This is a genomic window from Lysinibacillus sp. KCTC 33748, from assembly GCF_002237755.1.
Classification (GTDB): domain Bacteria; phylum Bacillota; class Bacilli; order Bacillales_A; family Planococcaceae; genus Lysinibacillus.
In genome coordinates this window covers 128,053-152,599 of sequence record NZ_MWSJ01000003.1, presented here as the reverse complement: position 1 = coordinate 152,599, position 24,547 = coordinate 128,053, and the positions used below count along the sequence as shown (strand labels likewise).

Here is a 24,547-nt window from a genome sequence, read left to right as displayed (position 1 = left end):
AGGAATACCTCATTGTTATTTGTAAAAATAATCTGCGATTGTTGTAAGTGCTGTCTCAACATTAGAAATGGAAGTTACACCAAACGTACTATAATCAAGCATATGGATTTTGTCATTTTTATAAGCTGAGAGTTGTTTCCATGCACTATTTTTTTCAATCTCTTCTTTGAACTTATCTTCATTTGCTCCATGGTCACCTGATGCTAATACGAAAATGATATCTGGATCAGCAACGACAATGTCTTCTAGATTCATTGCAGAATAAGTTGATTTTGCTTTTAATACTGATTTTGCAATATTATCAGCACCTAAACGCTCAACCAGACTACCCAGATATGATTTTTCATTCATAACCATAAATGAGTCAGAAGTTCCGATCACAAGCATAACAGATGGAAGTTCCTTTCCTTGTGCTTTTGTTTCAAGTTCCTTTTCTTTTGCGACAATGTTTTGAAGTAATTCATTCATTTTTTCTTCTTTTCCAAAATATGTACCAAGTACCTTGAAGCTCAATTTTAAGTCATCATAGGAATCTGTCGGTAGATAGGCTGTTGGTAAATTCATTCCCTGAAGTGCTTGATCTAGGGAACTTTGTAGAGAAGAAGCTCCAATTATTAAGTCAGTTTGTAAACTCGATATAACTTCTAGATCTGGTGCCATAGGTGAGCCAATTCGTGTAATAGCATCGAAATCTACCGGAATCGGATTTGTCGATGTCGGAACGCCCACAGGTGTGATGTCAAGTATATGTAGCATCTCTGTTAAAGGAACCGAAGTAGTAACGATTTTTTCAGGAACTGTTGCTGGAAAGCTAGCTAGTGCTTTTTGAAATGCCTCTTCATTTACACCATCCTCAAATTTCCCCTTCTGTGTTGCTTCTGATACTTCTTGTGATTGAGATGTCTCTTCTTTCTGTATCTCCTTATCTGCCTCTTTTTCTTGTTGTGAGCACCCAACTAATGTAAGTGATAATGCTAGAAATCCAGCACCTATCCATTTATTCATAACAATACAAGCCTCCATCTAAATGATAATGATATTCAATATCATTTACTCTATCAAACTTCATTGGGAATATCAACTTTTAATTGAGAATGAGCATTTTCAACTAAAAAAAAGAGGACTCCGATAGCTATCGAAATCCTCTTTTTATCAAAAAATTGATGGTAATGAAAATTAGTAATATTCAAAGTAACATAAACTGTAACTTTATTTACCCTACAAATGTTAGACATGATTAAGCTTCTGGACCAATAATTGAAATGGCTGGCTCAGCTTTTAAGATTTTTGCTATTAAACGATCAATCGATTCCATTGATACGGCATCGATTGACGCTAATACTTCGTCTACAGAACGATGTCTGCGATGCACTAACTCACTTGTACCATTACGATTCATACGAGCGCCTGTCCCCTCTAGACCGAGTACAAAACTCCCCTTCAGCTGCTCTTTCGCATTCATAAGTTCTTCCTCGGTCACACCACCTGCTACGATATCAAGTAATGTCGCATCAATTGTATGTTGAAGCTGTGATAATTGCTGACGACTTGTACTACCATAAATCGTAAATGCGCCAACATCAGCATAACAAGATTGATAAGAAAATATCGAATATGCCAAACCACGTTCTTCGCGTACTTCTTGGAACAAACGAGAGCTCATATTACCCCCAATAATATTATTAAGTGCAATAAAGCTATACATATCCGGATCCTTTACACCAATTGCTGGATACGAAATAGCCAAATGCGCTTGCTCCGTATCGCGAGTTTTTGAAATCTCTCCTGGATAAAAATGAGGATTCGATAGTACCGGTTCAACCACAAGTGGAGATGGCTGATAGTGACCAAATAAGTCTTCAATTGTTTGCATAAGCTTTGTAGAGATATTTCCCGCTATTGAAATAACAACTGATTCTGGACCATAATGTTTAGCCATATAGTTACGGATCATATCTGCTGTAAATGTTTTTAACGTAGTCGCAGTTCCTAGTATTGGACGACCAAGTGCGTCGTTTGGATACATGACTTCCCATAGCTTTTCATGAACATCGTCATCAGGTGCGTCTTCACTCATTAGTATTTCTTCTAGTACAACTTGTCTTTCCTTCTCTAACTCTTCCTCTGCAAACGTAGAATTAAAGAACATATCCGCTAATATTGTAACGGCGAGCTCTGCATGATGGTCTAAAACCTTTGCATAATAACAAGTGTTTTCCTTAGATGTAAAAGCATTTAACTCGCCACCAATTCGGTCAAATTCTTCAGCAATTTGTCGAGCTGTTCGATTTTTTGTCCCTTTAAAAAGCATATGCTCGATAAAATGTGTAATACCATTTTCCTCAGGTAGCTCATAACGAGATCCTGCATTAACAAAAATGCCTAGCGCAACGGATCTTACATGATCGATTTGCTCAGACACAATACGCACACCATTCTGACATGTATGTACTTGTACCAAAAAATCTCCCCCAATTCATCTCTGGTTCAATATTAAAGGCAATGTGAAGCATCCCAAAATTTATTTGGATATCTCGAATAGAACCAGTTTCCTTATAGTTGATTTAAAAAAGGCTGCGCATTATACGCAGCCTTTTCTACAATTTATTATTTATCTTGCTCAGCGCGTTCTTTTTCCTCTTGGATAACTACTTTACGAGATAAATTCACACGACCTTGCTTGTCAATTTCAATAACTTTTACAAGTAATTGATCGCCAAGTTTTAATACATCTTCAACTTGCTTTGTACGTTCCTCTTGAATTTCAGAGATGTGAAGTAAGCCGTCTTTACCAGGGAATATTTCACAGAACGCACCGAATTTTTCAATACGTTTCACTGTTGATAAGTAATACTCGCCAACTTTTGCTTCACGTACGATGTCTTCAATAATTTGTTTTGCACGAGCGTTCATTTCTTCATCTGCAGAAGAGATGTAAATTGTACCATCTTGCTCTGTATCAATTTTTACGCCAGTTTCTTCAATAATTTTGTTAATTTGTTTACCACCAGGTCCGATAACATCGCGAATTTTATCAGGATTAATTTTCACGATTACAATTTTCGGAGCAAATGTAGATAATTTTTCACGTGGTTCTGCAAGAGTAGCAAGCATTGATTCTAAAATGTGCATACGGCCAATTTTAGCTTGTGTTAATGCTTCTTCTAAAATATTGCGTGATAAACCATCAATTTTAATGTCCATTTGAAGTGCTGTTACACCTTTAGCTGTACCTGCAACTTTAAAGTCCATATCTCCAAGGTGGTCTTCCATACCTTGAATATCAGTTAAAATAGAGTAGTGTTCTCCTTTTTTAATAAGACCCATTGCAATACCTGCTACAGGAGCCTTTAATGGAACACCAGCATCCATCATCGCTAACGTTGAAGCACAGATAGAGGCTTGAGATGTAGAACCGTTTGATTCAAGTACTTCCGATACACAACGGATTGTATACGGGAATACAGTTTCATCTGGAATAACCGCATCAAGAGCACGTTCGCCTAATGCACCATGACCGATTTCACGACGACCTGGTCCACGAATTGGGCCAGTTTCCCCTACAGAGAATTGAGGGAAGTTATAGTGATGCATAAAGCGTTTTGATTCTTCTACACCTAAACCGTCGATAATTTGCACATCTCCAAGTGCACCTAATGTACAAATAGAAAGGGCTTGTGTTTGTCCACGCGTAAATAATCCTGAACCGTGCGTACGTTGCAATATACCTGTTTCAGAAGAAAGTGGACGGATTTCGTCTAACTTACGACCATCTGGACGTACTTTATCTTCTGTAATTTGACGACGTACTTCGTCTTTAACCATTTTATCTAGAATTGTATAAACTTGCTTCATTGTTACTTCATCAGCTTCTTGCTCTTCATAAGAAGCAATAACACGGTCTTTTACCGCTTTAATAGCTTCATCACGTGCATGTTTTTCAGCAGTTTGAATTGCATCATGCATGTCAGTCTCACAAGCTGCTTTTATATCTGCTTGAATCGCTTCATCAATTTCAAATAACGTTACTGGTAATTTTTCTTTTCCTACTTCTGCAACGATTTGCTCTTGGAAAGCAATAATTTTTTGGATTTCTTCATGACCGAACATAATAGCTTCTAGCATTATTTCCTCTGGTACTTCTAGTGCACCTGCTTCAACCATGTTGATAGCATCCTTGTTACCTGCTACAGATAAATGGATTGTTGATTGATTAGCTTGTTCCACTGTTGGGTTCACGATAAATTTACCGTCGATATAGCCAACTTGTACACCTGCAATCGGTCCGTCGAATGGAATATCTGAAATAGCTAACGCTATTGATGAACCAACCATTGCAGCCATTTCAGACGTGCAATCCGGATCGTTAGACATGACCATCGAAATCACTTGTACTTCATTACGGAAACCGTCTGGGAACATCGGACGAATCGGACGGTCGATTAAACGGCTTGCTAAAATTGCTTTTTCAGATGGACGTCCTTCACGTTTAATAAAGCCTCCAGGAATTTTACCTGCTGCGTATAAACGTTCTTCGTAGTTTACTGTTAATGGGAAGAAATCAAGTGGTTTCGGTGATTTTGACATTGTCGCTGTTGAAAGTACAGATGTATCACCATAACGTACTAAAACGGCCCCATTTGCTTGTTTTGCTAACTGTCCGACTTCGATTACAAGCGGACGGCCAGCCCATTCATAGGAATAGACTTTCTTTTCGTTCATTCAATGAACCCCTCTCTATTATAAAAACACTTACTTCGTCTGTATGTACTAATAGTAAGTGTACCAAAAATGCTTGTTCTATGCTAAATATTTCATCAAATAATCATACATTTAAATTCAGTTATTGCCAATTTATTTAGGATTTATTTCTGTATTTGATTGAAACAAAGTTTTTTTGCTTGAAATTCGTGTCATATATATGCTTTTTTTCGCAATAGTAAAGTTAACCGTCTTCTTAATATTTATAAACATAAAGAAAAAGCGGGATTAATCCCGCTTTTCGACAATTAGCGACGTAAGCCTAAACGAGTGATTAGTTCACGGTAACGTTGTACGTCAGTTTCACGAAGATATTTTAATAGGTGACGACGACGACCTACCATTTTAAGAAGACCACGCTCAGAGTGGAAATCTTTTTTGTGTGTACGTAAGTGAGCATTTAGAGAGTTAATTTCCTCTGTTAATACTGCAACTTGTACTTCTGGAGAACCAGTGTCACTTTCGTGAGTACGGAACTCAGCAATAAGTTCGTTTTTACGTTGTTTTGAAATAGCCATTTGTATGGACCTCCTAAATAATTGTTAATCCCCATTAGCACAGTAAACGTTGGAGTCATCGATATACCGAGCTAAGGTTAAGCATATTATGCACTTATGAATGTTACCATAAATCAAAAGGTCAAGCAAGTGTTAACGTAAGCGCCTATTCATAGGCTAAAGCAGATTTAGGCTCATCTCCATAACGTGGGGTTGCTTTCCGTTCCAACTGGGCGTCGGGCCAACACGAGGTTGGTCACGAAGGCATTATCACAGGATGTGATGCTCTTAGCCTTCGTTCCTCTATTGCTGATCCCCAAGGAGTCGCCCAACCTCCACTCCAATCAACTCATGGCGTACGTTTTAACTTTCGGCGATAATCCCAAAATAGTCAATTGCTTCTTGTTTATCCTTTTGGATTTGGGCTTTCAAAGCTTCAATACCATCGAATTTCCGTTCACTTCTTATACGTTTATACCAAGCGACATGCACTTCTTCACCGTAAATATTTTTTTCGAAGTTTAATATATGGACTTCGATGGATAATTGCTTGTCATTTGGATCTTTAAATGTTGGTTTATAGCCTACATTACATACACCATCATACCAGTTATTTTGCACCAGTAATCGAACCGCATATACACCGCTTGCTGGGATATAAGTTCCCTCTAACGCTTGGACATTAGCAGTTGGGAAACCTATTGTGCGTCCTCGTTTATCACCATGTACAACGATACCCGAAATTTCAAATGGTCTTCCTAGAAGCAATCTCGCTGCTTCCATATCCCCCTCTTGTAAAAGCTTTCGGATACGTGTAGAGCTAATTTTTTCGATATCGTCGGTTTTCTTTTCAACAACCGTTACGCCGTAATCTCCATTACTTAATGCACGCATATCTTCCATTTTACCTTTACCGAATGCACCAAAAGAATAGTCAAAGCCAGCTGTAACATGTTGAATGTTCAGCCCACGAATAAATGTATCAATAAAAGCTTCAGGTGAAAGCTTTGCAAAATCAGAAGTGAAATGTACAACAAATGCTGTATCCACACCCTGTTCTTCAAATAGCTGCAATTTTTGCTGTAATAACGTTATATAAAATACTTTTTCGTTACGACCGCCTAGCACTAAAGAAGGATGTGGATCGAATGTCATAACAGCTGTTGGAATTTGACGCTTGTCTCCTTCTTCCTTCGCTGTCTGAATAACTGCCTGATGCCCTCTATGTACACCATCAAAAAAGCCAAGTGCCAATGAATACGGTTGCATGCTTTCTCGTTGCTGTAGCTGATGTGGGTATTTTAAATGAATGACCTCCATACAAAAAATCCTCCTACTCTATCGTCGGAAACATCTTATGTGGCTTCATAAACCCTTCCTTTGTAGGATGGGCTTGATAGACCGCAACTGCTTTCCCACTGATTCCAAAAACAATTTTATCATGTATCTTTAATAATGCATCTGCGGGAAGCACTTGTCCATTGAAAATTTCTTTTTCATTAGCAGAAGTTATTTCAATAAATGGATAGTCTGTCAATGCATACTCAACTGGTAAAATGCATGTATCGATTTGTTCAGCTTCCATCAGCTCAGCTACCTGTGCCAATGTAAAGCAATTTTCTTGTGTAAACGTACCTGAGGCTGTGCGTACGAGCTCTTTCATATGCGCAGGGTAGCCAAGCGCTGCTCCGATTTGCACAGCTAGTGTTCGAATATACGTCCCTTTACTACACGCTATCCGTACAGGGAATGTAATTTCTTGTCCTTCATATAGTTCAACATCATCTAGTAGCTCTAATGCATAAATAGTAACTTGACGTGTCGGTCTTTCGACGGTCTCGCCTTTTCGAGCATATTCATAGAGACGTTTACCATTTACTTTAACAGCTGAAAACATTGGTGGCGTTTGTTGAATGACACCTGTAAGTGAGGCTAAAACTTCTTGCAATTGAGTACGTGTAAACTTTTTATTCGTATGATCTTGCTCAACCGTTTCTCCTTCTGCATCTTCAGTTGTCGTTGTACGGCCAATTGAAATAACAGCTTCATAGGTTTTTCCTGCATCCGTTAAATACTCTGCGATGCGTGTTGCTTGACCAATACAAATTGGGAGAACCCCCTCAACACCAGGATCAAGTGTGCCTGTATGTCCTACTTTTTTTGTGCGTAAAATTTTTCGTAATTTAAAGACGCAATCATGACTTGTCATGCCGCGTTCCTTCCAAAGCGGTAAAATACCGTTCATAACTTTCCTCCTAAAATCAATACATTTTCAGCCTGTTTTGAGAGTCCGCTACCTTTTATCATCCTTTTGATAGAGGTGATAGGGCCTCAAAATGTCTTGTTATATTTCAATCAATGTAAAAAAGCCTGCCTGCATGAACATGCATATGGCAGACTTTTTTTTAGTTATCTTATTCTTCGTGTAAACCACGTAGCAATGTATCAATACGGTTCCCATATTCAATCGATGAATCGAATTCAAAAATTAGTTCTGGTGTACGACGTAAGCGGATTCGTGAACCGATTTCTGAGCGAATAAAACCAGAAGCCTTTAATAAAGCTTTTAGTGTATCCTCTTTCTCACGTTCATTGCCTAGAGTTGTAATATAAATCGTCGCTTGCTGTAAATCACCAGTTACTTCAACACCAGTAACAGTAACGAAACCAACACGCGGATCTTTTATTTTACGTCCAATAATATCACCAAGCTCTTTTTTCATTTGCTCAGCGACACGGTTTGAGCGTAGAGACATAGTTTGTCACCTCAATTTCGATGTACAGAAAGTTGTGTCCTCACTTACATAGTTTTTCATGCAAGGTGGTAAATCATACAACACAACTTATAATGTAACTTATAAATAGTCCCGCCACACATTTAGCTGTTCCCAAGATGGATTTGACTGTAAGTAGTGAAGCGCGTGATTAATTTCACGCTCGGCTGCTTCTTTTGAAGAAGAAACAGCAACAAGCGCTATTTTCGTGCGTTGCCATACATTTTGATGATCAATTTCCGCAATCGATACATTAAATTTTTGTTTCGTGCGGGTAATCATACGCTGTAAGACAGCACGTTTTTCCTTCAACGAATGGGCAGTTTGAATAATGAATTCAACCTCTGCGTAAACGATCATTAAGCACGTTTAACTTCTTCCATAATATAGGCTTCGATAATGTCGCCTTCTTTAATATCGTTGAAGTTTGTAATTGTAATACCACATTCGTAACCTCGGGCAACTTCTTTTACTTCATCTTTGAAACGTTTAAGTGTATCTAATTCACCTTCAAAAATTACTACATTATCGCGAATTACACGTACGCCTGAATCACGAGTTACTTTACCTTCTGTTACGTATGAACCAGCAATTGTACCAACTTTTGATACTTTAATTGTTTGTCGAACTTCTGCTTGACCAATAATTTTTTCTTCAAATTCTGGATCAAGCATACCTTTCATTGCTTGTTCAATTTCTTCGATTACTTTATAGATAATACGGTGTAGACGAATGTCTACGCCCTCTTCTTCTGCTGCACGTTTTGCATTAACATCCGGACGAACGTTGAAGCCGATAACAATTGCATTTGAAGCCGCAGCAAGAGAAATATCAGATTCTGTAATCGCTCCAGCGCCAGTGTGAATAATTTTTACGTTTACGCCTTCAACATCAATTTTCATTAATGATGCAGCCATAGCTTCTACAGTACCTTGAACGTCAGCCTTAACAATTAAGTTAAGCTCCTTCATTTCACCTTGACTCATTTGTTCGAATAAGTTATCAAGCGTTACACGTTGTTTTTCTGAACGTTGTGCTTGAATCGCTGACATTGCACGAGTTTCACCAACTTGACGTGCTGTTTTTTCGTCTTCAAAGACAACGAAACGGTCGCCAGCTTGTGGTACATCATTTAAACCTGTGATTTCTACTGGCGTTGATGGTCCAGCTTCTTTTCCACGACGGCCTTTGTCATTCACCATAGCACGTACACGACCATAAGTATGGCCAACAACAATTGGATCTCCAACTTTTAATGTTCCATCTTGTACTAAAAGTGTTGCAACAGAACCTCGACCTTTATCTAGCTGTGCTTCAATTACTGTACCAAGTGCTAAGCGATTAGGGTTCGCTTTTAACTCTCCAACTTCAGCGACAAGTAAAATCATTTCAAGTAATGTGTCAATGCCTTCACCTTTAAGTGCTGAGATCGGTACGAAAATAGTTTCGCCGCCCCAAGCTTCAGGAACTAGGCCATGCTCTGTTAACTCTTGCATCACACGGTCTGGATTAGCTGAAGGTTTATCCATTTTGTTGACTGCAACAATAATTGGTACTTCTGCTGCTTTTGCATGGTTAATTGCTTCTACTGTTTGTGGCATAACGCCATCATCCGCAGCTACCACTAAAATCGTTAAGTCAGTTATTTTCGCACCGCGCGCACGCATAGTTGTAAACGCAGCGTGTCCTGGTGTATCAAGGAAAGTAATTTTTTTGTCGCCTTCAGTAACTTGATAAGCACCGATATGTTGCGTGATACCTCCAGCTTCGCCAGCGGTAACTTTAGTATTACGAATAGAGTCTAACAATGTAGTTTTACCATGGTCAACGTGACCCATAATTGTTACTACAGGAGGACGTTCTGATAACTCCTCCTCGTTAATTTCTTCTGTTTGTTCGAAGTGTGTTTCTAAATCCGTAATATCTACACGAATTTCTTCTTCAACTTCTACACCATAGTCTGCGCAAATTAATTCAATTGCATCCTTATCTAATTCTTGGTTAATCGTTGCCATTACACCAAGCATAAATAATTTTTTAATAATTTCTGATGGCTCACGGTGTAATTTTTTTGCTAATTCCGCTACAGAAAGTGATTCAACAAAAGTAATTTTTTCTGGTAATTCCTTTTGTTTCACTGGTAGACTTGGTTGATGTGTTTTTGGATGGCGACGTTTCCCGCCATGGATTCCTGGTTTTGGACGTTGGTTGTAACCACCGCCACCTCTGCGATTATTATTATTATTGTTATTATTATTATTTTGTGTCATATTTCTATTTTGATTACCTTTTATATTCTTAGATTTTTCGTTAGACGAATTTGAGTTTTGACGCGTTTGTTGCTGATTATTTGCTTTAGGCTTAGAAGTAGCAGATTGTTGCTTTTGCCCTTCTTGCTTTTTTACCGGTTGCTGCTGTTTTTGCGAAACATTTTGAGTAGGTTGCTTCACATCTTTATTATTTTTAAATGATTGGTTTAACTTTGTCACTATGTCGTTTTCTAACATTGACATATGATTTGTTACGCTCACATTTAATTTATTTAGTGCTTCAATAACCTCTTTACTCGTTTTATTCACTTGTTTCGCATATTCATGAACTCTGATTTTGGTCATCTGCTCACCCCCGATTATTTTTCGTTGAGTAGACTAGACAATTTACTTGCAAAACCTTTATCGGTAATAGCTAAAGCCACTCGGGCCTCCTTACCTGTAGCATGTCCTAGATCATAACGATCACCAATTACATGATACTCAACGTTGTAGTACGTGCATTTATCTTGAATTTTTTTGCTAGAGTTTTTAGAAGCATCGTTTGCAAGCAGTACTAGCTTAGCATTACCATTGCGAACTTCCTTTACTACTAACTCTTCTCCTGAAATCACTTTACGGGCTCTTGCCGCTATTCCAAGCAAATTATGCACTGCTTGATTGATCATAATATAGACTCCCTACGAATCAACAAAATAAGTTCTTCGTAGATTTCTTCAGGGATTTTCACATCAAGTTGATGCCCTAAAACATTTTTCTTACGGGCGATTTCAATCGCTTTCTCTGATTTAGAGACATAGGCACCACGTCCAGGTTTTTTCCCGGAAACATCTACACTTACCTCGCCATCTTTCGAACGAACGACACGAATCATTTCTTTCTTTGATAGCATCTCTCCAGTAGCTACACATTTTCGAAGAGGTACTTTTTTATTAATAGCCATAAGAATCACCTTTCCTCTCTAAAGCTTGTCGTAAGAGGTGGACTAGCCGTGCACTACATTGGTTATATACTTGCATTTTAATTAAATACTGTACTATTTTCAATTGTAGGCTCTGCCATTATTCAGTCGGCGCAGCCCAACGCCTACTGAATAATGGTAGTTAACTAGTCACACGGGCTTTCTTACTTATTCTTCGTCGTCTTGATATAAGTCAACTGTCACATCATCAAAATCACTTTCTTTATCCTCAGCAGGTATGAAAGTGCTTGTAGCAGATGGATAAATACCTAACTCACGAGCATCTGTTTCACTCTTAATATCAATTTTCCAGCCAGTTAACTTCGCAGCTAAACGAGCATTTTGACCACGTTTACCAATTGCTAATGATAATTGATAGTCTGGAACAACAACTGTAGTGGATTTTTCTTCTTCATCTACTTGAACATCTAAAACCTTTGATGGGCTAAGAGCATTTGCTACAAATACAACTGGATCTTCTGACCATTCAACGATATCGATTTTTTCGCCGTTCAATTCATTTACAATTGTTTGCACACGTGCGCCTTTTGCCCCTACACATGAACCTACTGGATCTACTTCTTCGTTATGTGCATAAACAGAAATCTTAGAACGGTCTCCTGCTTCACGAGCAATTGATTTAATTTCTACGATACCTTCGTAGATTTCAGGTACTTCCATTTCAAATAAGCGGCGTAATAAACCAGGATGTGTACGTGAAACAATTACTTGTGGTCCGCGTGTTGTACGTTCAACCTTTGTAATATAGACCTTGATACGGTCATGTGGATGATATGTTTCACCTTGAATTTGTTCGTTTTGTGGTAATGCAGCCTCTACTTTTCCTAGACCTACGTAAATATTGCGAGCATCTAGACGTTCAACTACACCCGTTACGATATCATCTTCACGGTCCACGTATTGCTCGTAAATTAAGCCACGTTCTGCTTCGCGCACTCGTTGTGTAACAACTTGTTTCGCTGTCTGTGCAGCAATTCGACCAAAGTTTCGAGGTGTCACTTCCTGCTCCACGATATCTTCTAATTGATATGCAGGGTTGATTGCCTTAGCATCTTCTTCAGAGATTTGTAAACGATCATCTTCTACTTCTTCAACAACATCTTTACGTGAAAAGACACGAATAGAGCCCTTATCTAAATTTAAGTCCACACGAACATTTTGTGCTTGATTGAAGTTGCGTTTGTAAGCTGTAACTAATGCCGCTTCTATTGCTTCAATTAACACATCTCTTGAAATTCCTTTTTGTTCTTCTAACGCATTTAGCGCATCTAACAAATCACTACTCATTTTATTTTCACTCCTAAATATGCAATATGCTTAAAAATCGATGGCAAGTCGCGCCAATGCGATTTTTTCTTGTTCAATTGTTACTGTTATTTTACGCGTTTTAATGCGTACTTCCATCACTAATGTATGTTCATCGTATGACGTTAAGTAGCCTTGGAATTCCTTCATGTCCTTAATGGGCTCATAGGTTTTAACATAAATAAATTTGCCAATCGCTTTTTCAAAATCAGTGTCTTTTTTCAATGGACGTTCTGCTCCAGGTGAAGAAACTTCTAAATAATAGTTTTGTGTAATTGGGTCATTTTCATCCAATAGCAAACTTAGTCGTTCACTAACTTGAGCGCATTGTTCAATGTCAATCCCACCTTCAGGTGTATCCACATAAACACGTAAAAACCAGTTACGTCCTTCTTTTACGAACTCGACATCTACAAGCTCAAGATTCAACTCTTCAACAATCGGTTTAGCGAGCTCTTCAATTAAAGATGGTACTTTGCTCATTGTTTCCTCCTGTATCTATCAAATTCTGGCGTAATAAAACAGAAATTCCACCAGTAGCTTTGGTGAAATTTAACGGTCTTACCTGCTGTTAGTCAAAAATTTGTTTTGCTACGGTATAACAACAGAAAAGAGCGGGAAGGTCCCACTCTTTTGCTGGAAAAATATCAACAAATTATTACCATAAGGATAGCATAGTTTACAGCACAATGCAAATTTCCTTTTTCTAGACATCTAATCCAGTATGCCTTGACATAATTGTTGCTGTCGCTTCGCTTTCGCACAGATAAACAATGTGTCCAGAAATCAAAATTGTGCTTAAATTAAGCCATCACTACAACGTGGGGTTGATTTCCGTTCAAGCTAGGCGCTATTCTAGAGTTGCCCAACCTTGCCTTCAATCAACTTATATACATGGTATACATTTTAACAAATGTCTTTATAAGCCTTAATTTGAGCAAAAGGTAGAGAAGTTATTCGTGTGATTGATGAAGATGCCTTCAAGCTAACTTTCGTAATTTTAGAAAAGTGATAACTGATTGGCATCAGGCATTCCTTCTAAACAACCCAATTGATCCATGTATTCTATTAATGTTTTGGATACACGACCTCGTTGCTGTAAATCTTCCTTCGATAAAAATTCTCCGTCCTCACGTGCTGCCACAATTTGTTTAGCAACGTTTGTACCAAGTCCAGGAATCGCATCGAATGGTGGAATTAAAGAGTTCCCATCAATGATAAATTCACTAGCTTGCGAACGATATAAGTCCACTTTCTGGAAGTTCATACCACGCTCACACATTTCAAGTGCTAATTCCATTACAGTTAATAGGTTTTTCTCTTTTGTTGAAGCATCTAAGCCCTTCAGATTGATTTCATCAATTTTTGTACGAATCATTTGCGGACCTTGTACCATGGCAATTAAATCAAAATCATCTGCACGAACTGTGAAATACGCTGCGTAATAAAGGATTGGGAAATGTACCTTAAACCATGCAATACGCACTGCCATTAACACGTACGCGGCAGCATGGGCTTTCGGGAACATGTATTTTATCTTTTTACATGATTCGATATACCAGCCTGGTACTTTATTCGCTAGCATTTCCGCTTCAAATTCGTCAGATAATCCTTTCCCTTTACGCACGGATTCCATAATTTTAAACGCCAGTGACGGTTCTAAATCTTGATAAATTAAATACACCATAATATCGTCACGACAGCCAATTACTTCTTTTAGCACACATGTACCATTGTGAATTAACTCTTGCGCGTTACCAAGCCATACGTCTGTTCCGTGCGATAGTCCTGAAATTTGCACGAGCTCCGAGAATGTGGATGGCTTTGTATCTTCAAGCATTTGGCGTACAAAACGGGTACCGAACTCAGGAATGCCGAGTGTTCCTGTCTTACAGCCAATTTGTTTTTCTGTTACGCCTAAAGTTTCTGGCGAACTAAAGATTTTCATAACGACTGGATCATCTGTTGGAATGGTTTTTGGATCTATCCCTGATAAATCCTGCAACATCCGAATCACAGTCGGATCATCGTGCCCCAGTATATCAAGCTTTAAAATATTATCGTGGATGGAATGGAAATCAAAGTGCGTTGTACGCCATTCTGCATCCTGTGCATCCGCAGGGAATTGTACTGGTGAGAAATCAAAAATATCCATATAATCTGGTACTACGATAATTCCTCCAGGGTGCTGTCCTGTTGTACGTTTTACGCCTGTACAGCCTTGTACTAAACGATCTACCTCGGCACCGCGGAAATGTAGGTTGTTATCATTGGCATAGCCCTTTACGTAGCCATACGCTGTTTTCTCTGCGACTGTACCGATTGTTCCTGCACGATATACATAATCTTCACCGAATAATACCTTCGTATAATTATGGGCTTGTGGTTGATATTCCCCGGAGAAATTCAAATCGATATCAGGTACCTTGTCTCCTTTAAAGCCAAGGAACGTTTCGAATGGGATATCTTGCCCATCCTTTTTATACGGTGATCCACATTCCGGACAATCTTTATTTGGTAAGTCATAGCCTGAACTTACTGAACCATCATTAAAAAACTCTGAATGCTTACAATCTGGACAAACATAATGAGGAGGAAGTGGATTTACTTCAGTAATCTCCATAAAGGTCGCTACTAATGAAGATCCAACTGAACCACGGGAACCTACTAAATAGCCATCAGCTAATGATTTTTTCACAAGCTTCGCTGAAATTAAGTAAATTACTCCGAAACCATGGCCTAAAATTGACTTTAATTCCTTTTCAATTCGGGCCTTCACGATTTCTGGTAGCTCTTCTCCATATATAAGATGAGCCATTTCATAGGTTAAATTTGTAACCTCATCATCTGAGCCCTCAATTTTTGGTGTGTATAAATCATCTTTAATTGGCTTAACATCACCAATCATATTTGCGACTTTTTGAGAGTTGGTAACAACTACTTCTTTCGCAAGATCCGGACCTAAAAAATCAAATTCTTTAAGCATTTCATCCGTCGTTCTGAAATGAACTTCAGGCAGCTTCGATCTATTTAATATGTTGGCACCACCTTGAGAGCCAATTAGTATTTGTCTAAACATTCCATCTGTCGGATCTAAGTAATGAACATTACCGGTTGCTACAACGGGTTTATCGATTTTCTTCCCTAGCTTTACGAGCTTGCGAATAATATCTTCAAGTGTCCATTCATCACGTACGACATTGCGCTCAATTAACGGTGCATACACAGCCTTTGGTTGAACTTCAATATAATCATAGAATCTCGCAACTTGCTCCGCTTCCTCTGGGGATTTATTCATCATCGTCTCAAATAATTCACCATTATTACAACCTGATCCGATTAATAATCCTTCTCTATATTGTTCTAGTACCGCTCGTGTTACTCGAGGTACTCGATAGAAAGTTTTTGTATGGGAGTGAGTGACTAATTTAAATAAATTTTTTAGTCCAACATTGTCTACTGCTAATATCGTACAATGCATTGGTCGTCCCTTTTTGTAAGCATCCCCGCCCCCGATATGCTTATTAAAGTCGTCGTGATATTTAATACCTAATTCATCTGCATCTTTTAACAGCTGTAAAAGTAAGAAACCAGTTGCTTCTGTATCATAAATAGCTCGGTGATGCTGAGTTAAATCAATATTGAATTTTTTACAAAGTGTATTTAAACGATGGTTTTTCATCGTTGGATAAAGTAATCGGGCTAACTCCAACGTATCAATAACTGGATGAATAGTTCCCTCTAGTCCATATTTTTTATAGCCTGTGTATAAGAAGCCAATATCAAATGATGCATTATGGGCAACCACTATGCCATCTCCGATAAATGCATGGAACTCCTTAATGACTTGTTCCACTTCTGGCGCGTTACGTACCATATCATCTGTAATGCCTGTCAGTTCAATGGTCGTCGCTGAAAGTGGGTGATGGGGATTGGCAAAGCTTTCGTATTTGTCGATTACCTGCCCATCTTTAATTTTCACCGCGGCAAGCTCAATGATTGTATCGTAAGCAGTAGATAGACCTGTCGTCTCTACGTCAAACACGACATAAGTATCATCATCTAATAATCGGTGCTCAGCTGCATAAGCAATCGGTACACCATCATCTACTAAATTCGCTTCCAATCCATAAATAACTTTTATACCATGTTTCTTCCCTGCTGCATAAGCCTCTGGGAAGGATTGTACAACAGCATGGTCGGTAATAGCCACGGCTGGATGACCCCACTTCGCAGCCTGAGAAACAAGTCTATCAACTGGTGTTACAGCGTCCATCGTGCTCATTGGTGTATGCAAATGCAATTCAACCCGTTTTTCTCCCTCTGGCGCCTTATCCTGTCGTGTTTCTTTTTTGATTTCATTAATATCGTTTGCCATAACGATTAAATCACGAATGAATGTGTCAGTTTGTACAGAGCCTCGGACTTTTACCCACATACCCTTTTTCAAATGCTGCATAAGTTCCGCATCATCATTATCACGTGAGAACATTTTTACAACGATGGAATCCGTATAGTCGGTAATTTTAATTTGCAATAAAGAACGACCGCTTTTCAGCTCTTTAACTTCTGCATCAAATACAAAGCCTTCAATGATCACACGACGTTCTTCCTCAACAATGCGTTTAATTTCCATTGTTTCATCATCTTTAATTAACATACCAAGCTGGAATGGTCGATCACCAAGATTCGCAATAGCAGGATTTTCTTTCTTCTCCTTCTCACGTTTTTGGTAATCTTCTATCGCTTGCTGAGCTAAAGCAGCTTCTTCTAAACGCCTCTGTTCCATGAAAGCTTCCTGTGCGGCAATCATTTCTTCTGTTTGATCTTGAAGTACGAAATCTAACACAATATGCGGAAAGCCGAACTGACTATAGCTTGCAGAAAGCTTTTCTGCATACTTTGTTTTCAGCATCATAAATTCCATTTCCTGCATGCAGGATAACGTAATTTTTTGCCCATTCCACATAGGCACTTGCGATACTAGGCATTCTTTCAAAGTGGGCGCCATCTCATCGATTTGCTCTACTACCGTTAACCAATATTGTTGGACTAGCTCCTCCGTCACATTTTTCTCTTCCGTATCAAAAGTTGTATGGATTTCAGCGATAGCTGAAAATTTCTCAGCTAAACGAGTACGAAAAAGTTGGTATAGTGAAAAAGGAAGTATATCTCGTAATTTAATGGAAAAATTCCATAGCCTGTTCTTTTTGTGTACAGTTAGTCGTGATAATTCACCTTCCTCAAAAAAGGACATATACACATCATCTGTTAGTTCTAGTTGTTGCAAGAGCATTTGAAACCTTGCTCTTGCTTCTTGTTGCTGTTCCAACTATTGACACCTACTTTCAGAATGAGGCAGTCTTACATGCCCCATATTTTATTTCCTCACCAACGTTTACGATTTAAAGGAACAAATGCGCTAAAGCGCTCGTTTACATCCGACAAGCGCTGGAGAGCCCGAAGCAAAAGTAAGCGATCTACCTACTTTTGCCCGAGGGATCGAAGCGACCTCGAGGATGTAGCGCTTTAGCCTAGACGGAAAAAAAATCGCACCCTTTCCACGAGCGACCGTCAAGCCTCACAAATCCTAAACATCTATGAATTCATGCTTGGCTCGCTGTCCCCGAGAAGTGGCGCGAATTTTTTATCTATTTAATACCATTTAGGACAGCGGTTCTTCTAAAGGAATTTAATGTTTGCGGAAAAATTCATTTAAGCGATCAATGACCTCTTCTTTTTTCCATTCGAACGTTTCACCTGTTTGACGGAATTTAACCTCAACAATACCTTCAGTTGCTTTTTTACCTACTGTAACACGGACAGGTAAGCCAATTAAGTCAGCATCTGCGAATTTAACCCCTGCACGCTCTGCACGATCATCTAATAGCACATCATAACGGTATGATTTCAATAAACCGTATAGCTCATCAGCTAAGGCAACTTGTGATTCATCTTTTGTATTAACAGGTACAACATGAATATCATAAGGAGCTAATTGTGTTGGCCAAACAAAACCATTTTCATCTTGGAAATGCTCTGCAACAGCAGCTAAAATACGTGATACCCCAATACCATAGCATCCCATAATAAATGGCTGTGCTTTACCTTGTTCGTCTAAGAATGTACCATTCATTTTTTCAGAGTAAGTTGTTCCTAATTTGAAAATATGACCAACCTCGATACCTTCTGCAAATTTGATAATACCTTGTCCATCTGGAGATGGATCACCCACTTGAATAAAACGAATATCTAAGTATTCATTCACTGCAAAATCACGCTCTGGATTTACATTTACTAAATGGAACCCATCCTCATTTGCACCGGCTACACCGTTACGAATCGATTTAATAGCATTGTCAGCTACTACTTTTACGTCTACTGGTAATTTAACAGGACCGATTGAACCAACTCCACAGCCTAATAATTCGCGGATTGCCTCTTCACTAGCAAGTTCAACAGAACCAGCATCAAGTGCGTTTTTCAGTTTAATATCATTAATTTCGTGATCTCCACGAGCAAGTACAACTACTAATTCACCATCTACGTCAAATACTAATGACTTGATGACATTTGAAGAGTCAACATTTAAGAAAGCTGATACTTCTTCGATCGTTTTTTGATCTGGTGTTGCCACTTTTTCAAGGTCTTTTAATGCTGCATCTGATGGTTGATAGTCTACAAGAACCTCTGCCATTTCAATGTTCGCAGCATAATCAGATGTATCAGAGTATGCAATTGTATCTTCCCCAATTTCAGAAAGTACCATAAATTCATGTGTACCTTTCCCACCAATTGAGCCTGCATCTGCAATAACTGCACGATAGTTTAAACCAAGACGAGAGAAAATATTTGAATAGGCACGGTACATATCATCATATGTTTCATCTAAACTTTCACGCGATGCATGGAATGAATACGCATCTTTCATAATAAACTCTCTGCCTCGCAGTAAACCAAAGCGAGGTCGCTTTTCATCACGGAATTTAGTTTGAATTTGATAAAGTGTTAACGGTAATTTTTTATATGATTTAATTTCATCACGTACTAAAGTTGTAATCACTTCTTCATGTGTTGGCCCTAATGCGAAATCACGATTGTGACGATCCTTTAAACGCATTAATTCTGGACCATATTTTTCCCAGCGGCCTGACTCCTGCCATAGTTCCGCAGATTGTAATGAAGGCATTAAAAGTTCAATTGAATTGATTGCTTCCATCTCTTCACGAACAATATTTTCTATTTTTGTTAATACACGTTTTGCAAGCGGTAAATACGAGTATACCCCACTTGTATTTTGACGAATAAACCCTGCACGCAGTAATTGCTTATGTGATTTTACCTCTGCATCAGCAGGTACTTCACGTAGCGTTGGGATAAATGTTTTACTTTGCTTCATTCAGTGTTCCACCTTTTTTAATAAATAAGTTTTATACTCTAATTAGCATAAACAAATTTAGCTTTGAACGCAATGTTTCAAAAAAATTGCGCTCAAAGCTATGTTTTTTCAATCAATTTTCACCTTGGCATAATTGCCAGGGCTTCCTCTAAATAATGTTTTACTTGAAAAGCTTAACTTTATTTAGTTAAAAGAAAAATCTTTGTATATCATTCCATGTAACAACAACCATTAAGATCATCAATAGTACAATACCTACAAAATGCACAAGACCCTCTTTTTGACGATCGATTGGTTTACCTCTTACTGCTTCGAAGCCGAAGAACAATAGACGGCCACCGTCAAGTGCTGGAAGCGGTAATAAATTCATAATTCCAAGGTTAATACTTAACATCGCAGCCCAATTCATTAAATTGATGAATCCATATTGAGCTACCTGCTCTGTCGCTTTATAAATGCCTACTGGACCTGATAACGCATCTATCGTGAATTTACCGGTAATTAACATACCAAGCAATTCAAATATTCGAGCAGTCATAGTATACGTTTCTTGAGCGCCATAAACAACAGCCTTTAACGGATTAAATTCACGTGGGCTCTCATACTTAACCCCTATTTGACCGTATTTTTCGCCATTTTGTTCTACTTCTTTAACCGTCATATTTAGGTTAACTCGCTGACCATCTCGTTCAACCGTAACATTAATATTTTCACCCGGGTGATCTTGTACAATGGCAGCTAAATCTTGCCATTTTTCAACTGCTTGTCCGCCAATGTCAACTACTTTATCACCTGCAAGCATGCCTGCCTGTGCAGCTGGATCATTTTCCACAACTTCTGTTATGATTGGCTCATACGTAGGCACACCATTAATTAATCCAATTAGCAAATAAATAACAAAAGCTAATATAAAGTTAAATAACGGACCAGCAAAGATTGTCATAGCACGTTGACCGACTGTTTTAGCGTTAAATTGACGATCATACGGTGCGATTAACGTTTCTTTACCGTTTTCTACAAGCATACAATCTCTTGCAACATTATAACGAACTAATTTTTCTTCTTCATCATAGCCTTCTACAAACAATTCATTTTCTAAATCGGCACGCTCAACTTCTAAAAATAATAAATCTGGTAGTTGCTTATTATTTTGATTAAAGATTATTTTCTTTACAACATTATCTTCATCTACAATAAGCCCTACTCGGTAACCCGGCTGTAGTTCGGTACCATCCATGTCCTCACCAGCCATACGAACGTAACCACCAATTGGCAATAAACGTATTGTATAGATTGTTTCACCGTGTGTTTTCCCATAAATTTTTGGTCCCATACCGATTGCAAATTCTCGAACCATAATGCCTGCTCGTTTCGCAAACAAGAAGTGACCAAATTCATGAAAGAATACAAGTAGGCCAAATATTAAAATAAATGCAATAGCTGTTTGCATAATACCCCACCTTTAAAAGCGAATAGTTAACGATATCTTCTCTCTTTATTTTACCATGTTTAATACTGTTTTTCTTGTTTCACTGTCTACATGCAAAATCGTTTGCAAATCTGGTACTACTATATTGTTATGTGCTTGCATTACACGCTCAATCGTTTCATCAATTTCAAGGAATGTTATTTTCCCTTGTAAAAATGCCGCAACTGCCGCTTCATTCGCTGCGTTCATCGCTGTTAAAATTGTACCGCCTGTGCGCCCAGCCTCATATGCTAGACGTAATGCTGGATAACGTTCAAAATCCATTTCTTTAAAATGAAGTTGACCAATTTGTGCTAAATTAAGTCGTTGTCCGTTATGCAGTGGCATACGATCTGGATAGCTTAATGCATATTGGATAGGTACACGCATGTCCGGCGTACCTAGCTGTGCAATGACACTAGTATCATGATACTCAACTAGGGAGTGAATAATACTTTCTCTATGCAAAAGTACATCTATTTTATCATAGGGCATATCAAATAAGACATGTGCTTCTATAACTTCTAGTCCTTTATTCATCATTGTAGCTGAATCAATCGTAATTTTTGCACCCATTGACCAATTCGGGTGGTTTAATGCATCTGCAACCGTAACATGCTTCAATTCCTCGCGTGTTTTGTCACGGAAGCTACCACCAGAAGCTGTAATAATTAATCGTTCAATATTTTTTGGATTCTCACCATTCATCGATTGGTAAATCGCTGAGTGCTCACTATCTACTGGCAAAATTGTTGCATTATATTTCTTGGCCTCTGCCATTACTAAATGTCCAGCGGTTACAAGCGTTTCTTTATTGGCAATGGCAATTGTTTTGCCCATGCGAATTGCAGCTAATGTCGATTCTAGTCCAACGCTTCCAAGAACCGCGTTTACAAGCACCGTTGAATCAGGATGTGTAGCAACCTCTACAAGCCCTTTTGCACCAAACGTAAACTGTACTTGTGGATATTCTTTAGCGAGCATAACTGCATCTTCTTCTAATTGAACAGATACAAGCTCTGGCTTTAAAGTTTCAATCATTTCACGCGTTTTTTCGATATTTTTTCCTGAAGAAAACGCTACTAAATGAAAGGCATCGCGTTGTTCTTTTAAAATATCATAGGTTTGCCAACCGATTGAACCAGTTGCACCAAGTAAACTAATTTTTTTCACGACAAATTGTCCCCTTTTTCTATCTCAACAAATGATATAGCACGATTATTTCCTCTCTGTTTAGAGGAAATTGCTATTATTATGGCTCATCATCAGATCGTAGAGTTGATATCGATTCAGACTGGGCGCTTTTTAAAGGCGTCCGATGAGCACCTATTATTTTTAGTTACCAAAAAGATGTAAAAAATGTAGTAAAGGCACGACGAATAGCAGACTATCAAAGCGGTCTAAAATACCGCCATGCCCAGGTAAAATATTTCCTGAATCCTTTACGTCAAAATGTCGCTTTATAGCAGATTCCACTAAATCGCCCATTTGCCCAATAATTGACGCAATGATTGTGATGAAAATAAGTGAGACATAACCATTTGCAAATGGATAAATTGCTTGCATCGCGACAGCAAAGATTACAGCAATAACAATGCCACCTACAAAACCTTCCACAGTTTTCTTCGGTGAAATTTCAGGCCAAAGCTTATTTTTACCTAATTTTCTTCCAACAAAATATGCACCAGAGTCAGTTGTCCAAACTACTAGTAAACAATATACGACAAACTCAAGACCATAGCTTCGTGTTTCAATTAAGTAATGGAAACCTAGTCCGACATAAAACGCACCTAATAAAATAAATGCAACTTCATCGAATGTAATTTTATTTTTCACAAGGACTACGTAAATGAGCAAAAGCATCATTAGACCATACACAACCATTAAATCAGAGGAATAGCCAATTGCTTCTACCACTTTACTTGACCAGTCCTTTGGTATAACAAGTAGTATTAATGTTAGTAGCCCTAAAAAACCAGGCACTGAAAAAAGTGAAATACCTTTCATTTTTAGTATTTCATAAAAGCCGACAACAGCCATTGCAAGCACAAGAATTGTAAATGGCACTTTTCCATAAATAACAAATGGAATAAATAGCGCTGCTGCAATTATTGCTGTGATAATTCGTTGTTTCAAGTTGTTCCTTCTCCCTTCAACCCACCGTAACGGCGATTACGTTTCTGGTAGTTTTCCACCGCTTCCAGTAAGTTTTCCTCGCTAAAATCTGGCCACAATGTATTTGTAAACCAAAATTCTGTATAAGCGAGCTGCCATAACATAAAGTTGCTTAAGCGTACTTCACCGCTTGTTCGAATTAATAAATCTGGCTCTGGCAGATGAGCCGTCATTAAATGAGATGTCAAACATTCTTCTGTTATTTCTTGCATCGTTAATTGACCATCCTGCACCTTTTGAAGCATTGTTCTCATGGCGCTAACCATTTCGGAACGACTTCCATAATTCAGAGCAAAATTTAATATTAATCCTGTATTATGTTTCGTTTCCTCCATCGCCTCATACAACGCTTTTTGCGTATGTGCAGGTAATAAAGATGGATCCCCTATCATTTCAACACGTACATTACGCTCCATCATTTCAGGTAAAAAGGAACCTAAAAATTCTACAGGTAAACGCATTAGAAAATCGACCTCAGGTTTTGGTCGCTTCCAATTTTCTGTAGAGAACGCATATACCGTTAAAACTTTAATACCTAAATCGGATGCAAATCTAGTTACCTTCCGGACTGTCTTCATACCTTCGTGATGCCCAGCAACACGTGGCATGGCACGTTTCTTCGCCCAACGTCCATTTCCGTCCATAATAATCGCTACATGGGCAGGAATCGGCTCGTTTTTAGCAAGGGCAACACGTTCCTCCAATGATTGTGAATCCATATTTATTTGTTTACCTAATAGCTTTTTAAACATGCTAACTCCCCCACTACAACTAATCGGACGTATACTAACCTATCATAACAAACAAAAGCGCATTTTGTCTTTTTTTCCCCTCTAAATTGACTATGTATGAACTATCTTATTTTAGAACTACACACATTTTAGGATGATCACCGAAACGTGGGGTTGATTTCCGT

19 protein-coding genes are annotated in these 24,547 nt (G+C 38.4%); all 19 read right to left on the bottom strand.

Annotated features, from left to right (window positions below; translation table 11 throughout):
• Positions 1-15: 15 nt before the first annotated feature.
• Complete coding sequence (locus B1B04_RS06460) at positions 16-1,005, bottom strand: ABC transporter substrate-binding protein (protein ID WP_170938914.1); 990 nt, start codon at positions 1,003-1,005, stop codon at positions 16-18.
• A gap of 232 nt (positions 1,006-1,237) precedes the next feature.
• Positions 1,238-2,461, bottom strand: coding sequence for a M16 family metallopeptidase (locus tag B1B04_RS06455; RefSeq protein ID WP_079560505.1), 1,224 nt, complete (start codon positions 2,459-2,461; stop codon positions 1,238-1,240).
• A gap of 146 nt (positions 2,462-2,607) precedes the next feature.
• Entirely contained in the window at positions 2,608-4,722 is a 2,115-nt protein-coding gene (pnp, locus tag B1B04_RS06450) for a polyribonucleotide nucleotidyltransferase (RefSeq protein WP_079560504.1), read from the bottom strand.
• 287 nt (positions 4,723-5,009) lie between these two features.
• Positions 5,010-5,279 carry a 30S ribosomal protein S15 gene (gene rpsO, locus B1B04_RS06445; protein WP_079560503.1) on the bottom strand — a complete coding sequence of 90 codons (270 nt, stop codon included), beginning with the start codon at positions 5,277-5,279 and terminating at the stop codon, positions 5,010-5,012.
• Between the two features lie 342 nt (positions 5,280-5,621).
• Positions 5,622-6,578 (bottom strand): riboflavin biosynthesis protein RibF, encoded by a 957-nt coding sequence (gene ribF, locus B1B04_RS06440; RefSeq protein WP_079560502.1) that lies wholly within the window; start codon positions 6,576-6,578, stop codon positions 5,622-5,624.
• 13 nt (positions 6,579-6,591) lie between these two features.
• A complete protein-coding gene (gene truB / locus B1B04_RS06435; protein ID WP_079560501.1) occupies positions 6,592-7,503 on the bottom strand; it encodes a tRNA pseudouridine(55) synthase TruB in 912 nt (303 codons plus the stop codon).
• A 169-nt stretch (positions 7,504-7,672) separates the two neighbouring features.
• The gene (gene rbfA, locus B1B04_RS06430) at positions 7,673-8,014 is read right to left on the bottom strand and encodes a 30S ribosome-binding factor RbfA (protein WP_079560500.1); all 342 of its coding nucleotides are present in this window, start codon (positions 8,012-8,014) and stop codon (positions 7,673-7,675) included.
• A 99-nt stretch (positions 8,015-8,113) separates the two neighbouring features.
• Complete coding sequence (locus tag B1B04_RS06425; protein WP_079560499.1) at positions 8,114-8,392, bottom strand: DUF503 domain-containing protein; 279 nt, start codon at positions 8,390-8,392, stop codon at positions 8,114-8,116.
• On the bottom strand, positions 8,392-10,647 hold the full coding sequence (gene infB / locus B1B04_RS06420) for a translation initiation factor IF-2 (protein WP_079560498.1): 2,256 nt from the start codon (positions 10,645-10,647) through the stop codon (positions 8,392-8,394). The genes B1B04_RS06425 and infB overlap by 1 nt, the downstream gene beginning before the upstream one ends.
• Before the next feature lie 14 nt (positions 10,648-10,661).
• Entirely contained in the window at positions 10,662-10,970 is a 309-nt protein-coding gene (locus B1B04_RS06415) for a YlxQ family RNA-binding protein (protein WP_053483263.1), read from the bottom strand.
• On the bottom strand, positions 10,967-11,245 hold the full coding sequence (gene rnpM, locus B1B04_RS06410) for an RNase P modulator RnpM (protein ID WP_079560497.1): 279 nt from the start codon (positions 11,243-11,245) through the stop codon (positions 10,967-10,969). The genes B1B04_RS06415 and rnpM overlap by 4 nt, the downstream gene beginning before the upstream one ends.
• A 186-nt stretch (positions 11,246-11,431) precedes the next feature.
• Positions 11,432-12,571 (bottom strand): transcription termination factor NusA, encoded by a 1,140-nt coding sequence (gene nusA / locus B1B04_RS06405; protein WP_079560496.1) that lies wholly within the window; start codon positions 12,569-12,571, stop codon positions 11,432-11,434.
• Positions 12,572-12,601: 30 nt separating this feature from the next.
• Positions 12,602-13,072, bottom strand: coding sequence for a ribosome maturation factor RimP (gene rimP / locus B1B04_RS06400; RefSeq protein ID WP_079560495.1), 471 nt, complete (start codon positions 13,070-13,072; stop codon positions 12,602-12,604).
• A 517-nt stretch (positions 13,073-13,589) separates the two neighbouring features.
• Positions 13,590-17,921, bottom strand: a complete 4,332-nt coding sequence (locus B1B04_RS06395) for a PolC-type DNA polymerase III (protein ID WP_094075076.1) — start codon at positions 17,919-17,921, stop codon at positions 13,590-13,592.
• A gap of 360 nt (positions 17,922-18,281) precedes the next feature.
• Positions 18,282-19,988: a proline--tRNA ligase gene (locus tag B1B04_RS06390; protein WP_079560494.1), complete on the bottom strand. Its 1,707-nt coding sequence runs from the start codon at positions 19,986-19,988 to the stop codon at positions 18,282-18,284.
• A 187-nt stretch (positions 19,989-20,175) separates the two neighbouring features.
• Positions 20,176-21,438 carry an RIP metalloprotease RseP gene (gene rseP / locus B1B04_RS06385; protein WP_079560493.1) on the bottom strand — a complete coding sequence of 421 codons (1,263 nt, stop codon included), beginning with the start codon at positions 21,436-21,438 and terminating at the stop codon, positions 20,176-20,178.
• Positions 21,439-21,483: 45 nt separating this feature from the next.
• Positions 21,484-22,629: a 1-deoxy-D-xylulose-5-phosphate reductoisomerase gene (gene dxr, locus B1B04_RS06380; protein WP_079560492.1), complete on the bottom strand. Its 1,146-nt coding sequence runs from the start codon at positions 22,627-22,629 to the stop codon at positions 21,484-21,486.
• Positions 22,630-22,791: 162 nt separating this feature from the next.
• A complete protein-coding gene (locus B1B04_RS06375; protein WP_079560491.1) occupies positions 22,792-23,592 on the bottom strand; it encodes a phosphatidate cytidylyltransferase in 801 nt (266 codons plus the stop codon).
• On the bottom strand, positions 23,589-24,383 hold the full coding sequence (locus B1B04_RS06370; RefSeq protein WP_079560490.1) for an isoprenyl transferase: 795 nt from the start codon (positions 24,381-24,383) through the stop codon (positions 23,589-23,591). The genes B1B04_RS06375 and B1B04_RS06370 overlap by 4 nt, the downstream gene beginning before the upstream one ends.
• Positions 24,384-24,547 lie beyond the last annotated feature (164 nt).